General features: G+C 72.4%; 16 protein-coding genes and 1 tRNA gene. 7 read left to right on the top strand and 10 right to left on the bottom strand.

Features of this window, described 5'->3' with window-relative positions; translation table 11 throughout:
• Positions 1–6: 6 nt before the first annotated feature.
• Together ACWH95_RS01870 and ACWH95_RS01865 are read left to right on the top strand one after the other, a co-directional pair.
• A tRNA-Cys gene (locus tag ACWH95_RS01870) sits at positions 7–80 on the top strand.
• Between the two features lie 42 nt (positions 81–122).
• A complete protein-coding gene (locus ACWH95_RS01865) occupies positions 123–1,235 on the top strand; it encodes a DegT/DnrJ/EryC1/StrS family aminotransferase (protein WP_206252763.1) in 1,113 nt (370 codons plus the stop codon).
• 2 nt (positions 1,236–1,237) lie between these two features.
• Here ACWH95_RS01865 and ACWH95_RS01860 read toward each other — a convergent pair whose 3' ends face one another.
• Positions 1,238–2,089, bottom strand: a complete 852-nt coding sequence (locus ACWH95_RS01860; protein ID WP_136034807.1) for an AraC family transcriptional regulator — start codon at positions 2,087–2,089, stop codon at positions 1,238–1,240.
• A gap of 119 nt (positions 2,090–2,208) precedes the next feature.
• On the opposite strand from ACWH95_RS01860, the gene ACWH95_RS01855 reads away from it, so the two are divergent.
• A complete protein-coding gene (locus ACWH95_RS01855; RefSeq protein WP_136034809.1) occupies positions 2,209–2,754 on the top strand; it encodes a carboxymuconolactone decarboxylase family protein in 546 nt (181 codons plus the stop codon).
• Between the two features lie 43 nt (positions 2,755–2,797).
• Here the strand turns inward: ACWH95_RS01855 and ACWH95_RS01850 are convergent, their stop codons facing one another.
• Both ACWH95_RS01850 and gabT read right to left on the bottom strand, forming a co-directional pair.
• Positions 2,798–3,517 (bottom strand): glutamine amidotransferase, encoded by a 720-nt coding sequence (locus ACWH95_RS01850; RefSeq protein WP_454120050.1) that lies wholly within the window; start codon positions 3,515–3,517, stop codon positions 2,798–2,800.
• Positions 3,518–3,545: 28 nt separating this feature from the next.
• Positions 3,546–4,889, bottom strand: coding sequence for a 4-aminobutyrate--2-oxoglutarate transaminase (gabT, locus tag ACWH95_RS01845; protein ID WP_136044788.1), 1,344 nt, complete (start codon positions 4,887–4,889; stop codon positions 3,546–3,548).
• Between the two features lie 76 nt (positions 4,890–4,965).
• Between gabT and ACWH95_RS01840 the strand changes: the two genes are divergently transcribed.
• Positions 4,966–5,745 carry a YggS family pyridoxal phosphate-dependent enzyme gene (locus tag ACWH95_RS01840; RefSeq protein ID WP_454120049.1) on the top strand — a complete coding sequence of 260 codons (780 nt, stop codon included), beginning with the start codon at positions 4,966–4,968 and terminating at the stop codon, positions 5,743–5,745.
• Here ACWH95_RS01840 and ACWH95_RS01835 read toward each other — a convergent pair.
• The 5 genes from ACWH95_RS01835 to ACWH95_RS01815 form a co-directional block, all read right to left on the bottom strand.
• Complete coding sequence (locus ACWH95_RS01835; RefSeq protein ID WP_136034818.1) at positions 5,727–5,960, bottom strand: CDGSH iron-sulfur domain-containing protein; 234 nt, start codon at positions 5,958–5,960, stop codon at positions 5,727–5,729. The two genes, ACWH95_RS01840 and ACWH95_RS01835, sit on opposite strands and share 19 nt — an antisense overlap.
• Complete coding sequence (locus ACWH95_RS01830; protein WP_454120048.1) at positions 5,957–7,000, bottom strand: iron-containing redox enzyme family protein; 1,044 nt, start codon at positions 6,998–7,000, stop codon at positions 5,957–5,959. The genes ACWH95_RS01835 and ACWH95_RS01830 overlap by 4 nt, the downstream gene beginning before the upstream one ends.
• 130 nt (positions 7,001–7,130) lie before the next feature.
• On the bottom strand, positions 7,131–8,546 hold the full coding sequence (locus tag ACWH95_RS01825; RefSeq protein ID WP_454120047.1) for an MFS transporter: 1,416 nt from the start codon (positions 8,544–8,546) through the stop codon (positions 7,131–7,133).
• Between the two features lie 38 nt (positions 8,547–8,584).
• Entirely contained in the window at positions 8,585–9,661 is a 1,077-nt protein-coding gene (locus ACWH95_RS01820; protein ID WP_454120046.1) for a carboxylate-amine ligase, read from the bottom strand.
• Positions 9,662–9,667: 6 nt separating this feature from the next.
• Complete coding sequence (locus ACWH95_RS01815) at positions 9,668–9,934, bottom strand: DUF7218 family protein (RefSeq protein WP_136034827.1); 267 nt, start codon at positions 9,932–9,934, stop codon at positions 9,668–9,670.
• Positions 9,935–10,055: 121 nt separating this feature from the next.
• Between ACWH95_RS01815 and ACWH95_RS01810 the strand changes: the two genes are divergently transcribed.
• Positions 10,056–10,220 carry a hypothetical protein gene (locus ACWH95_RS01810; protein ID WP_017829325.1) on the top strand — a complete coding sequence of 55 codons (165 nt, stop codon included), beginning with the start codon at positions 10,056–10,058 and terminating at the stop codon, positions 10,218–10,220.
• Positions 10,221–10,290: 70 nt separating this feature from the next.
• Here ACWH95_RS01810 and ACWH95_RS01805 read toward each other — a convergent pair whose 3' ends face one another.
• Entirely contained in the window at positions 10,291–10,497 is a 207-nt protein-coding gene (locus ACWH95_RS01805; RefSeq protein ID WP_136034830.1) for a CsbD family protein, read from the bottom strand.
• Between the two features lie 192 nt (positions 10,498–10,689).
• On the opposite strand from ACWH95_RS01805, the gene ACWH95_RS01800 reads away from it, so the two are divergent.
• Positions 10,690–11,091 (top strand): hypothetical protein, encoded by a 402-nt coding sequence (locus ACWH95_RS01800; RefSeq protein ID WP_136036669.1) that lies wholly within the window; start codon positions 10,690–10,692, stop codon positions 11,089–11,091.
• A 19-nt stretch (positions 11,092–11,110) separates the two neighbouring features.
• Here the strand turns inward: ACWH95_RS01800 and ACWH95_RS01795 are convergent, their stop codons facing one another.
• Positions 11,111–11,458 carry a hypothetical protein gene (locus ACWH95_RS01795; RefSeq protein WP_206252770.1) on the bottom strand — a complete coding sequence of 116 codons (348 nt, stop codon included), beginning with the start codon at positions 11,456–11,458 and terminating at the stop codon, positions 11,111–11,113.
• Positions 11,459–11,751: 293 nt separating this feature from the next.
• Here ACWH95_RS01795 and ACWH95_RS01790 point away from each other — a divergent pair, with 293 nt between their 5' ends.
• Complete coding sequence (locus tag ACWH95_RS01790; protein ID WP_454120045.1) at positions 11,752–12,243, top strand: FBP domain-containing protein; 492 nt, start codon at positions 11,752–11,754, stop codon at positions 12,241–12,243.
• The last annotated feature ends 21 nt before the right edge of the window (positions 12,244–12,264 follow it).

The raw sequence follows: 12,264 nt of genomic DNA, 5'->3' as shown, positions 1-12,264 counted from the left end.
AGACCCGGTGGAGTGACCGAGTGGCCAGGTCGCGGTCCGCAAGACCGTGTACGCAGGTTCGATTCCTGCCTCCACCTCCAGACCGGCTCGCCCGAGCCGACCAGACGACGAAGGACACCGCCATGCACGACCAGCTCATCCCCGCCGCGAAACCCCTGATCGGCGATGAGGAGGTGGCTGCGGTCGAGCGGGTGCTGCGCAGCGGCATGCTCGCGCAGGGCGCCGAGGTCGCGGCGTTCGAGGAGGAGTTCGCCGCCCAGTTCCTCCGCGGGCGCACGACCGTGGCCGTGAACTCCGGGACGAGCGGGCAGCTGCTGGGACTGATCGCGGCGGGCGTCGGGCCGGGGGATGAGGTGATCGTGCCGTCGTTCACGTTCGCCGCCGTCGCGAACTCGGTCGTGCTCGCCGGCGCCACCCCGGTGTTCGCCGACATCGAGCCCGTGCACTTCACCCTCGACCCGGAGCACGTGCGCGCACTCGTCACTCCGCGCACGAAGGGCGTCATGCCGGTGCATCTGTACGGCCACCCGTTCCTGGTCGATGGGATCGAAGAGGTCGCCGCGGCGCACGGCCTCGCGATCTTCGAAGACGCCGCGCAGGCGCACGGCGCGTCGTGGCGGGGTCGCCCTGCCGGCACGATCGGGTCGTTCGCGATGTTCAGCCTGTACCCCACGAAGAACATGACGGCGATCGAGGGCGGCATGGTCGCCTGTGCGGACGAGGGCATCGCCCGCCGTGTGCGGCTTCTGCGCAATCAGGGCATGGAGACGCAGTACGCCAACGAGATCGTCGGCTACAACAACCGCATGAGCGAGGTGCACGCGGCGGTGGGCCGGGTGCAGCTGCGCAAGGTCGCGGCGTGGACGGCGCAGCGGCAGCGCAACGCGGCCGTGCTCGATGCCGCGCTCGACGGCATCGACGGGCTCACCGTGCCGCGGGTCGCGGAGGGGGCGGAGCACGTGTACCACCAGTACACCGTGCGCATCGCGGACGGGGAGCGCGACCGCGTGCGGGAGGCGCTGCGCGAGGAGCACGGCGTGGGCACGGGTGTGTACTACCCGATCCCGAACCACCGACTGCCGTCTCTCACGCGCTACGCGCAGGGCGTGGAGCTGCCGGAGACCGAGCGGGCCGCGGCCGAGGTGCTGTCGATCCCCGTGCATCCCTCGCTCACGGACGGCGAGCTCGACCGCGTCGTCTCCGGGCTCACCGCCACGATGTCGGCGGGCGGCTGAGGCTACGCGGCGAGACCCAGCCACGCACGCGGCGAGTGGCCGAGACGCTGCGTGAACACCCGGGAGAACGCGGAGGCGCTCGCGTAGCCGAGCTCCGCGGCGACCGCGCTGACCGTCATGCCCGCGCGGAGCTGTTCCTGCGCGATCGTGAGCCGCCACTCGGTGAGGTAGTCGCCCGGCGCCCGGCCGACGACCTCTTTGAAGCGGGCCGCGAAGGCGCTGCGCGACAGGGCGGCGCGGCGGGCGAGGGCCTCCAGCGTCCAGGCCTCTCCGGGGGCCTCGTGCATCGCGACCAGGGCGGGGGCGAGCCGCTCGTCGGCGAGGCCCGGCAGCAGCCCGGGCGGCAGGGCGAGGCCGTCGGGGTGGTCGAGCATCCACCGCAGCAGTTGGATCAGCACGACCTCGAAGAGGCGGTCGGCGAGCAGCGGGCGACCGCAGCGGACGTTGTCGACCTCGGCGAACAGCAGGTCGAGCGCGGGGGAGAGGGTGGCGACCTCGTCGAGGGGCAGCACGATCACGGGCGGCAGCGTGCGGACGAGGGGGTGGGTGGCACCGCCGTCGACGTCGATCGTGGCGCACGCGAAGTCGGATTCCGCGGTCGGGGCGTTGAGGAACGTATGGTCGAGCGGGCGGGGGAAGAACAGCAGGCTCGGGCGGGTGATGCGCTCGCGCGCACGGCCGCCGTCGACGCGCGGATACGTCAGCTCCAGTTCGCCGCGGCGCAGCACGTGCAGGAACCCCTGTCCTCGGCTCGCCGCGAACTCCGTGGTGCCGCACAGGGGCCCGGTGTGGAAGAGCCGCGTGCGCACGCGGAACCGATCGAGCAGGGGTGTGAGGCGGTCGAGGGGTGGCACCTCTCCATTCTCTGGACGATCTGCGGTGAATGCAAGATCGGATGATGCGTATCGTCCGGAGGATTCGAGAAGACTGAGGGCGGGTCGACACCCGGCCCGATCGAACAAAGGAGCATCCCGTGCCCAACGTCCCTCTCATCGACCGTGACGCCGCCACCGGACCCGTCAAGGACCAGCTCGACCAGATCGGTGCCGCGTTCGGCGCCGTCCCCGCCATGTTCCGGGCCGTGGCGAACTCCCCGGCCGCGCTGACCAGCATGTGGAGCGCGTTCGGCGCCTACGGGGGCGGTTCGCTCGGAGCCGCGCTCAGCGAGCAGATCGCGGTGGCCGTCGCCAACCGCAACTCGTGCGGTTACTGCCTCGCGGCGCACACCGCGCTGGGCAAGAAGGCCGGGCTCTCCGCCGACGCGCTCGCCGCGGCGCAGGAGGGCACCTCGGAGGACCCGCGCACCGCGGCCCTGCTGACCTTCGCGCTCGCGGTGGTCGAGCAGCGCGGGCAGGTGAGCTCCGCCGAGGTCGACGCCGTGCGCGCCCAGGGCTGGAGCGACGAGGAGATCGTCGAGACGATCGGCCAGGTGGCGCTCAACCTGTTCACGAACTACGTGAACCTCGCGCTCGACGTGCCGATCGACTTCCCGACGGTGCCGCTGCGTCGCGCCGCGTGACGACACGGGAAGGGGCCGGATCCGCGGGGGATCCGGCCCCTTCTCAGTGCGCGGGCTCGACCTCGTCGAGCCAGGTTCCGATCGCCGTACGCGCGCGGTGCTCGAGTCGGGGGCCGTGCGCGGCCGCCTGTCTCCGGATCGAGCGGGGGTCGATGCCGCGGTGGTGCAGCTCGTGCGCATGGCCGATCAGCCAGCGCTCGATCGTGCGGTGGTCGGCTTCGACGTGGAACTGCAGCCCGAGTGCACGACCCCGCGAGAACGCCTGGTGCGGGAAGCCGGGCGTGCGGGCGAGGTGGCGCGCGCCCGGGGGGATCTCGAAGGCGTCACCGTGCCAGTGCAGCACGGGCTCGCCGTCCAGCGCCGACAGCGGTGAGGTGCGCCCGTCCGGCGTGAGGTCCACCGGCGCGTACCCGATCTCGACGCCGCCCGTCGGGGCGACCCGAGCCCCCAGCGCCTCGGCGAGCACCTGGGCGCCGAGGCAGATCCCGAGCGTGGGACGGTCCGCCGCGAGCCGTGCCGACAGGGCGTCCTTCGTGGGGGCGAGGAACGGGTAGCGGTCGTCGTCGTACACGCCGACGGGGCCGCCGAGCACCACCACCAGATCAGCCGAGGCGACCTCGGCCCGGTCGAGTTCGTCGACGCCGGCGTCGTGATACCGGACGCGGTAGCCGCGCTCCTCCAGTAGCGGCGCGAGGACGCCGAGGTCTTCGAACGCGACATGGCGCAGAGCGAGGGCGGTGCGCGTGGGGGTCGATGCGCTCATGGGTCTCCTGGTCGGGTGGGAGTCGCGGTCAGCCGAGTGCGGCGAGGGCGTCGTCGATCACGCTCACCGCCGTGTCGAGCTGCGCGTCGGTCGTGGTGAGCGTGGGGAGGAAACGGATGACGTTGCCGTCGCTGCCCGCGGTGAGGAGCAGGATGCCTCGCTGCGCGGCGAACTCCGCGATGGCCGTCGCGGCACCCGCGAGGGGCCGCGTGGTGCCGGGCTCGCTCAGCTCGAACGCCTGCATCGCCCCGATCCCGCGGACGTCGCCGATGATCCGGTGGCGCGACGCCAGCTCGGTCAGCCGTGCCCGCAGGTGCGCGCCGATGCGGTCAGCGTCGTCGAAGAACTCGCCCTCCGCGAGCTCGTCGAACACCGCGACGGCCGCGGCGATCGACACGGGGTTGCCGCCGAACGTGCCGCCGAGTCCGCCGGGGTCCGGTGCGTCCATGATCTCGGCGCGGCCGGTCACTCCCGCGAGCGGCAGTCCGGCCGCGATACCCTTCGCGGTGAGCACGAGGTCGGGCACGAGGCCGAAGTGCTCGCTCGCGAACCAGGTGCCCGTGCGGCCCAGGCCGGTCTGGATCTCGTCGGCGATGAAGACCACGCCGTGGCGCGTGCACCACTCCTGCAGCGCGGGCAGGTAGCCGTCGGCGGGCACGACGAAGCCGCCCTCGCCCTGGATGGGTTCGGCGATGACGGCGGCGAGGTCGCCCGCGCCGATCCGCTGCTCGAGGTAGCCGATCGTGCGGGCCGCCGCCTCGGCGCCGCTCAGGCCGTCGCGGTACGGGTAGGAGTTGGGGACGCGGTGCACATCGGGCGCGAACGGGCCGAAGCCCGCCCCGTACGGCACGGCCCGGTGGTTCATCGCGAGCGCCAGGTTCGTGCGGCCGTGGAACGCGTGATCGAGGGCGGCGACGGCGCGGCGGCCGGTGTGCCTGCGGGCGATCTTCACGGCGTTCTCGACGGCCTCGGCGCCGGAGTTCGCGAGCATCGTGCGCTTCTCGTGGTCGCCGGGGGTGTGCGCGGCGAGCAGCTCCGCGAGGTGCACGTAGCCCTCGTAGGGGGTGACCGTGAAGAGGGTGTGGGTGACGCGGTCGAGCTGATCCGCCGCCGCGGTGACCGCCGCGCGGTTCGTGTGCCCGATCGTGGTCACGCCGATGCCGCTGCCCAGGTCGAGGAAGCGGTTGCCGTCGACGTCGGTGACCCAGGGGCCGTCGGCGTGCTCGATGTAGACCGGCAGCACGCTGCCGACGCCGCGGGGCACGACGCGCAGGCGCCTCTCGTGCAGCGCGCGACTACGGGGGCCGGGCACCTCGGTGCGCAGGCGCGGGGTGATCAGGGCGGTGTCGGAGAACAGGCCGGGCACGGTCATGGGCGGACTCCTTCGGAGGGAGGGCGACGGCCGGCGGGCGCGCGGCGTGACTCGAAGCTATGTTAGATTTTGGCCTATGTCAAAGTCAGCCGACGAGGAGAACACCTCCGCCCGCTACCCCACGGCCACCACCGTCGCCGACTTCCGAGCCAACGTCGCCGCCGTCCGCGCGCGCATCGACGCCGCCGCCGACCGCGCCGGGCGCGATGCCGCGAGCGTGCGGCTGCTGCCGGTCAGCAAGACCGTGCCGACCGAGCGGGTGCGCATCGCGATCGACTCCGGGCTGCGGCTCCTCGGCGAGAACAAGGTGCAGGAGGCCGTGCGCAAGCACCGTGAGACGGAAGACCTCGACGTCTCGTGGGCGATCATCGGACACCTGCAGACCAACAAGGCGCGCGATGTCGCCGCGTTCGCGCACGAGTTCCAGGCACTCGACCGGCTCCGGGTCGCCGAGGCGCTGGACCGAAGGCTGCAGGCGGCCGGTCGCGGTCTCGACGTGTTCGTGCAGGTGAACACCTCCGCGGAGGACTCGAAGTTCGGCATGCCGCCCGCGGAGCTGTCCGGGTTCCTGAAGGCACTGCCGGTGTACTCGTCGCTGCGGGTGCGCGGGCTCATGACGCTCGCGATCCTCACCCCGGACGAGACCAGGGTGCGCGCGTGCTTCCGCGTGCTGCGCGAGTTCCGCGACCGCGCCAGGGCGGACGATCCCGACCTGATCGGCGACGGGGAGCTGTCGATGGGGATGTCGGGCGACTACGAGATCGCGGTCGAGGAGGGGGCGACGTGCGTGCGGGTCGGGCAGGCGATCTTCGGCGCGCGCGCCCTGCCCGACAGCTACTACTGGCCGGAGGGCTGACGCGGCCCCTCGTCGTCGGTCCGGAAGCCGGCCGCCTTGTGAGTGCCGTCGCAGAACGGCTTCACGGCGGACAGGCCGCAGCGGCACAGCGCGACCGTGCGGCGGCCGGGGTCGATCAGCGCGCCGTCCGCGGACCGCAACTCGATGTCGCCGCGGACGAGCAGGGGCCCGTCCGGGTAGGGGGTGACGGTGACCGGCTCGTCGCGCCCGCTCATGACGACTCCCGCCCGCGCAGCGCCGAGGCGCCGGCCGCCCAGGCGTCGAGCATGTGCTGTCCCGCCCAGCCGTCCACGGTGAGGCACGCGGCGGCCCCGAACACGATGTCGCCGAGCACCTCGGGGCGGTCCTCCGCCAGGCTGCCGGCGAGGTCGCGCGCGGCGATCTGCTCGTGCACCGCGTCGGCCTCCACGTGCTCGTCGAAGTAGGCGGCCACCTCGTCGGTGAAGCCGAGGCGCCGCAGCCCGTCCGCGTAGAAGCGGCACGGGATCGACGACGTCATCTCGTACGCGGCGAGGTGCCCGACGATGGCGCCGACCAGCCGGCGGTTGAGCCCGAACAGGGTCATCAGATTGTGCGAGGCGAGCGTGATCGCGGGGGCGTCGTCGACGTAGGCGCCGTACGTATCGTCGAGGTCGGCGGCCCGCATGGCCCTGGCGTACAGCTCCGCGTGCACGCGCTGCGGCCGGCCGCCGCCGTACTCGTCCGACTGGATCTCGACGAGGGCCGCCTTCGCCCGGCCGGTCAGACGCGGGATCGCCCACGAGTGCGGGTCGGCTTCGCGCAGCGTGTAGATCGAGCGGAGGATCAGCGACTCCTCCGCCTGCTCCCGCGTGGCCTTCTTGGCGATGTAGCGCGCCACGCTCGGTCCGGCGTCGGCGGCGGCGAGCGCGAACAGGGCCCGGCCCACCGCGTCGACCGTCGGCTCGGGCAGCTCCGGCACCGGCACGGTCTCGCGCAGGGCCGCCTCGAACGCGTCTTCCAGGAGGCGGCGGGCGGTGATGACGCCCGCGTCCCACTCCCGCGATGCGTCGAGCGCGGGAAGCGATCCGTACGACGACGCGTACAGCACGAACAGGGCGAGCTGGATGTCGTCGTCGCGGACGACGTCGGTGGTCTCGGCCACGGCGGTCGCCGCGAGCTCCGGCAGGTCGACGCTGTCGTCGCCGTGGACGAGGCAGGACAGCACGGCGGCCGACAGCGGGCCGCGCGGGGAGAATCCGACGGCGGTGTCGGGGTCGAGGGTGGAGACGGTCATGTGGAGGGGCTCCCATCGGATCGATCACCGGCATCATCGCGCGAGCGCGCGAACGGAGCCAGGGACTTGACGCCGAGCCGTCGGGGAGGCATGCAGCGACCGCGCTCCTGCGCGCGGACGTCTCGTGCTCTCAGCCGCGACCGGGCACGGGCGGGGCCGGAGCCGGGGCGCCCTCCGCGGAGGCCGTCGGGTCTTCGGACGGGTTGCGACGGATGCCGATCCACGACACCACGCCGCCCAGCACCAGGAGCGCGGCCGTGACCCAGGCGGCGCTGTGGAAACCGTCGAGGTCGAGGGCGCCGCCGACGATCGTCGACAGCATCGCCACCACCAGGAGCCCGGCCACGCGCGAGACCGCGTTGTTCACGGCCGAGGCGATGCCCGAGTGGTTCTCGTCGATCGCGCCGAGGATCGCGGCCGTCAGCGGAGCGACCGTGAGCGAGAGGCCCAGCCCCATCACGACCATGGCGGGAAGCACCTGCCACCAGTAGTCGAACTCGGCGGACACGGTCAGCAGCATCAGCGCACCGGCCGCCATGATCAGCGGACCGATCGTCATGAAGATGCGCGGACCCCAGCGCCCCGCCCACCCTCCCGCGCGCGAGCTCACCAGGATCATGAGGATCGTCATCGGCAGGCTCGCGAGACCCGCGGCGGTGGCACTGAGCCCGGCGCCCTGCTGCAGGTACACCCCGACCACGAAGCCGTTGAGCGAGAGCGCGGCGTACACGAACAGCGTCGCGAGGTTGCCCCAGCCGAAGTCGCGCACGCGGAACAGCCACAGCGGCATGAGCGGGGCGGCCGAGCGGCGCTGGCGCAGCAGGAACGCGGCGAACAGGGCGGCGCCCGCGACCGCGGGGATCCAGATCGCGGGCGAGGCCCATCCGAGATTCGGCTGCTCGATCAGGGCGAACACGACCGCACCGAGTCCCACGGCGCACAGCGCACCGCTCCACCAGTCCACCCCGACGCCGCGGGGCCGCTCGGGCAGCTGGAGTCGAGCCAGCAGCAGCAGCGTCACGCCGATGGGCAGCACGTTGATGAGGAACACGAACCGCCACGACAGGAAGTCGACGAACAGCCCGCCCAGCAGCGGCCCGACGAGCTGCGCCGCGGTCGTGAAGGCCGTCCAGACGCCGATGGCCCTCGCCTGCACGTCGCCGCGCATCGTGGCCGTGATCAGTGCCAGGGAACTCGGCACGAGCAGGGCGCCCGCCGCTCCCTGGGCCGCGCGGGCGACGATCAGCATGAGCGGGTCGACCGCCGCGGCGACCGCGATCGAGGCGATGCCGAACGCGATCAGGCCGATACGCATGACCACCACCCGGCCATACGCGTCGGACAGCGACCCCGCCAGCAGGATCAGCGCGCTCAGGGTGATGAGGTAGGCGTCGACCACCCACTGCTGCGTGGTGATGCCGCCGCCGAGCTCACGGCTGATGGCGGGCAGCGCGACGTTCACCACCGTGCCGTCGAGGAAGGTCACGAAGGACGCGAGCACCGCGATCGCGATGACGAGCCGCTGGAGGGGGGCGAAGGAGGCCACGAGCCGACCCTACTCCCGGCCGCGGACGCCGGGGCGGGTCAGGCCGACGCGGTCGCCGTCCCCGCGCGGAGCAGTTCCGTGAGCCCCTCGCGACCGCCGTCGCGGTAGGCGGTCCGCTGCCGCTCGGCGCCGGTTCCCTCCGCGCGCAGGCGTCCCAGGGCCTCGTCGACCGCGGCCTCGTCACCGAGCTGCTGCAGCACCGGGCGGATCTCGGCGAGCAGGCCCTCCGCGACCGCCCACGCGTCGGCGACCTCGCCGGACAGCGGGTCGACGATGCGCGCGCCCATCCCGGCCCGCGCCGCCGTCCACACCGACGCGTCCAGGGCGTCGATGCGTTCCTCGGCCAGCCGCTGCTCGGTGCTCAGCGCGATCGCCCGGCACAGCAGCGCCGACAGCACGGCATCGTCGGCGGTGAGCTGCGCGTCGGCGATCCGTGCCTCGACGGTGGGGTATCGCTCGGACAGCCGCACCGCCCACGACAACGAGCTGGCCTCGCCGATCGTGCCCAGGGCGAGCAGCTGCCCGACCCGGGCGCGGTAGTCGTCGAGGTCGTGGAACCGCGGCGGGCACCAGGATGAGGGCAGTCGCCGGATGAGCATGCTCCGCCAGCTCGCGAAGCCCGCGTCGAGGCCGTGGGCGAACGGGCTGTTGGCGCTCAGCGCGAGCAGCAGCGGGAGCCAGCCGCGCAGGCGGTTGAGCGCGCGCACCCGTTCCTCCTCGTCGAGCACCTCGACGTGCACGTGCAGGCCGTTCACCTCGTGCTCGCGGGTCAGGTGCGCGAGCCGCCGGGCCACGTCGTCGTAGTGCGGTGACGGGGAGAGCCGGGGTGAGCGCGCGGTGGTGAACGGGCTCCCGGTCGGGGCGGCCACCGCGTGGAGGGCGCGGGCGTGCTCGCCCAGCAGGCTGCGCAGGCCGCGCAACTGGCGTCGCGCCGCCTCCGGGGTCGACACCGGCTCGGTGAGGCACTCGAGCTGCGACGCCAGGTACTCCGTGGTCACCCGCCCGGTCAGCGGGCGGTCGCCGATGCGCTCCAGGATGTCGCCGGAGAGGCCGACGGGCAGCAGCGAGTTCTCATCGAGCAGGAGGAACTCCTCCTCGATCCCGAAGCGCGCCATCCCGCCTCAGTGGTTGCGCAGAGCGGAGATGAGCTCCGCCTTGCGCTTCCCGCTGTAGCCGGTCAGTCCGATCTCCTTGGCCCGCTTGCGCAGTTCGGCGACCGTCCAGTCCTCGTAGTCGCCGTGCTTCCCGCCCCGGCGGCCGACCGTGCTGCGGCCGTCCCTGGCGGCGGCGTTGGAGATGCGTGCGGCCTTCTCCTTCGAGGCTCCGTCGTCGCGGAGCTCTTCGTACAGCTCCGGGTCCTTCAGGGAGTTGTTACGTGCTCCTGGCATTGCTCTGCTCCTTCGCGCACTCGGAGGGTGGAAGTCAACCCCCTCGAACGAGGGTGTCCGTGCGGTCTAGCGTGAGGGCACCGCAGTCGGGCGCCCGCGCCCCCAGAGAAGGGAAAGACCGATGAACATCCTCCTGATCATCGTCATCGTCATCGCCGTGATCCTCGCGATCACCGGAGGACTGGTGCAGTCGCTCCAGTTCCTGCTGTGGGTCGGTCTGGTGCTCCTGGCTATCGCCGTGATCGCCTGGCTGATCCGAGCGATCAGCGGCAGCCGCAAGGTCTGACCCGTGTGCGGAGGGGGAGGCTCGCCGGTCCGGCGAGCCTCCCCCTCTTCATGGGATCAGCGGGGCGGGATCAGCGGTCGAACGCGTCCCGGACGCTGTCGCCGGCCTTGCCTGCGGCGTCCTTCACGTTCTCGCCGGCCTGCTTGGCGTCAGCCTTCACCTGATCCGCCTGGCCCTCGGCCTCGAGCTTCTCGTTGTCGGTGAGCTTGCCCACGCCCTCCTTGACCTTCCCGCCCAGCTTCTCGGCGGAGTTCTTCATGTCGTCTGCGCCACTCATGTGGGGCTCCTCTCCTCGGCGGATCGATTGCTCTCCGAGCCTCGCATCGGTGGCGACGACGGTCCACGGGATTGACAATCGCCCCAGGCCGTGTCAGCGTTCCGCCCCATCGACGGGGGACCCCCTCAGCGGCTAGCCTGGCGCCAGGCGGGTGGTCCTGCCCGCTGTCCTCGACGAAGGGAGCGGAGCCCGATGGACGCGACGATGATGGGCGCGATGTCGAAGAGCATGGAGTCCATGCCCGACATGGCGATGATGGACATGGCGGTGCTGCAGGCCTGCATGGACGCGTGCGCCGCGTGCGAGCAGGCGTGCACCGTGTGCTCGACGCAGCTGATGGACTGCGCGCCCGCGTGCATGAACTGCGCCGACATGTGCCACACGATGATGCGGTCGATGCTGCGGATGCAGGGCATGACCCCCGCGACGATGATGGCGATGCTCGACGCGTGCATCGCCATGTGCCAGATGTGCATGGACGAGTGCATGCAGCACGCCGATCACAGCGACGTCTGCCGCCTCTGCGCGCAGGCGTGCCAGGCGTGCATGAACGCGTGCATGGCCGTGCGCGACATGATGATGGCGAGCGCCTGACGCGGCAGGACGGTCGCCGTCAGACGGTGGCGACGTTGAAGCGCGCGTCTCCCACGGCCAGCACGCCGTAGGGGACGTGGAGGGCGACGGGGGTGCCGACGGCCGCTTCGAGCGCGGCGCCGGAGCCGTTCCACAGCGCGTGCGCGGTGCCGTCGAGGGTGCGCACGACCAGGTCGCCGGTCACCGGATCGGCGGACTCGACCAGCGCGTCTGCCCAGTCGGCGGGCGTGGCGGCGGCCAGGCGGGCCTGGATCAGGTGCAGCGCGTGTCCCGGTGCGATCGAGGAGCAGCGGCCACCCGCGCGGCACATGCACGTCGCACGCTCGCTCACCTCGAGGGGTGACAGGCGGTGGGGCGACGTGGACACGGTGGTCTCCTTCGGTTCGGCGTTCCGGCCACAGTAGGCGGCGCGGGCGGCGGGACGCGAGGGCGGGCGACATCGGGCGAAACAATCGGGTGTAGGCTCGCCGGGTGCTGTCGTCGATGAGCGCCCTCGGGGCGCGGAGCGGAGCCGCAGGCGCGTTCAGCGCCGCGGGCAGAGGCTGAGGACCGGCCGGAGGCGGAACCCCCGTCCCCGGTGCTGCACCGTACCCGGCTCCTGTCCGGGGTCCTCCACCTGAACCGACTCGCCGCACGGCGACCGTCCGAAAGCACACACCCATGCGTCCCCTCGACGAGCGCGACATCCGCGCCTCCTTCCTCAACGCCTCCCGCAAGGAGGTCTCCGACCTCACCCTGCCCGCCGGTTTCGCCGACATCGACTTCGATCGGCTCGATTTCCTCGGCTGGACCGACCCCAAGCAGCCCCGTCGCGCCTACGTCGTGACCTGGGTCGACGATGCCCCGGTGGGCGGGCTGCTGCAGCGCGCCGAACAGCGGGTGCTCGCCCGCGCCCAGTGCTCGTGGTGCGAAGACGTGACCCTCCGTAACGACGTGCAGCTGTTCGTCGCCCGCAAGGCCGGTCCGGCCGGACGCAAGGGCGACTCGGTCGGCGTGCTGGCCTGCGCCGGGTTCGAGTGCAACCGCTCGGTGCGGATGCTGCCGCCCCTCGCGTACCAGGGCTACGACCGGGAGCTCGCGCGCGACCTGCGGATCGTCCGGCTGCAGGAGCACGTCACCGGGTTCCTGGCCGAGGTGGCCGGGACCGCCTGAGGCCGTGGGCGGCGGGCCGGT

This window comes from Microbacterium sp. NPDC055502 (assembly GCF_053643635.1).
The sequence above is the reverse complement of the archived record's forward strand: the minus strand, read 5'-3'. Positions and strand labels throughout refer to the sequence as shown.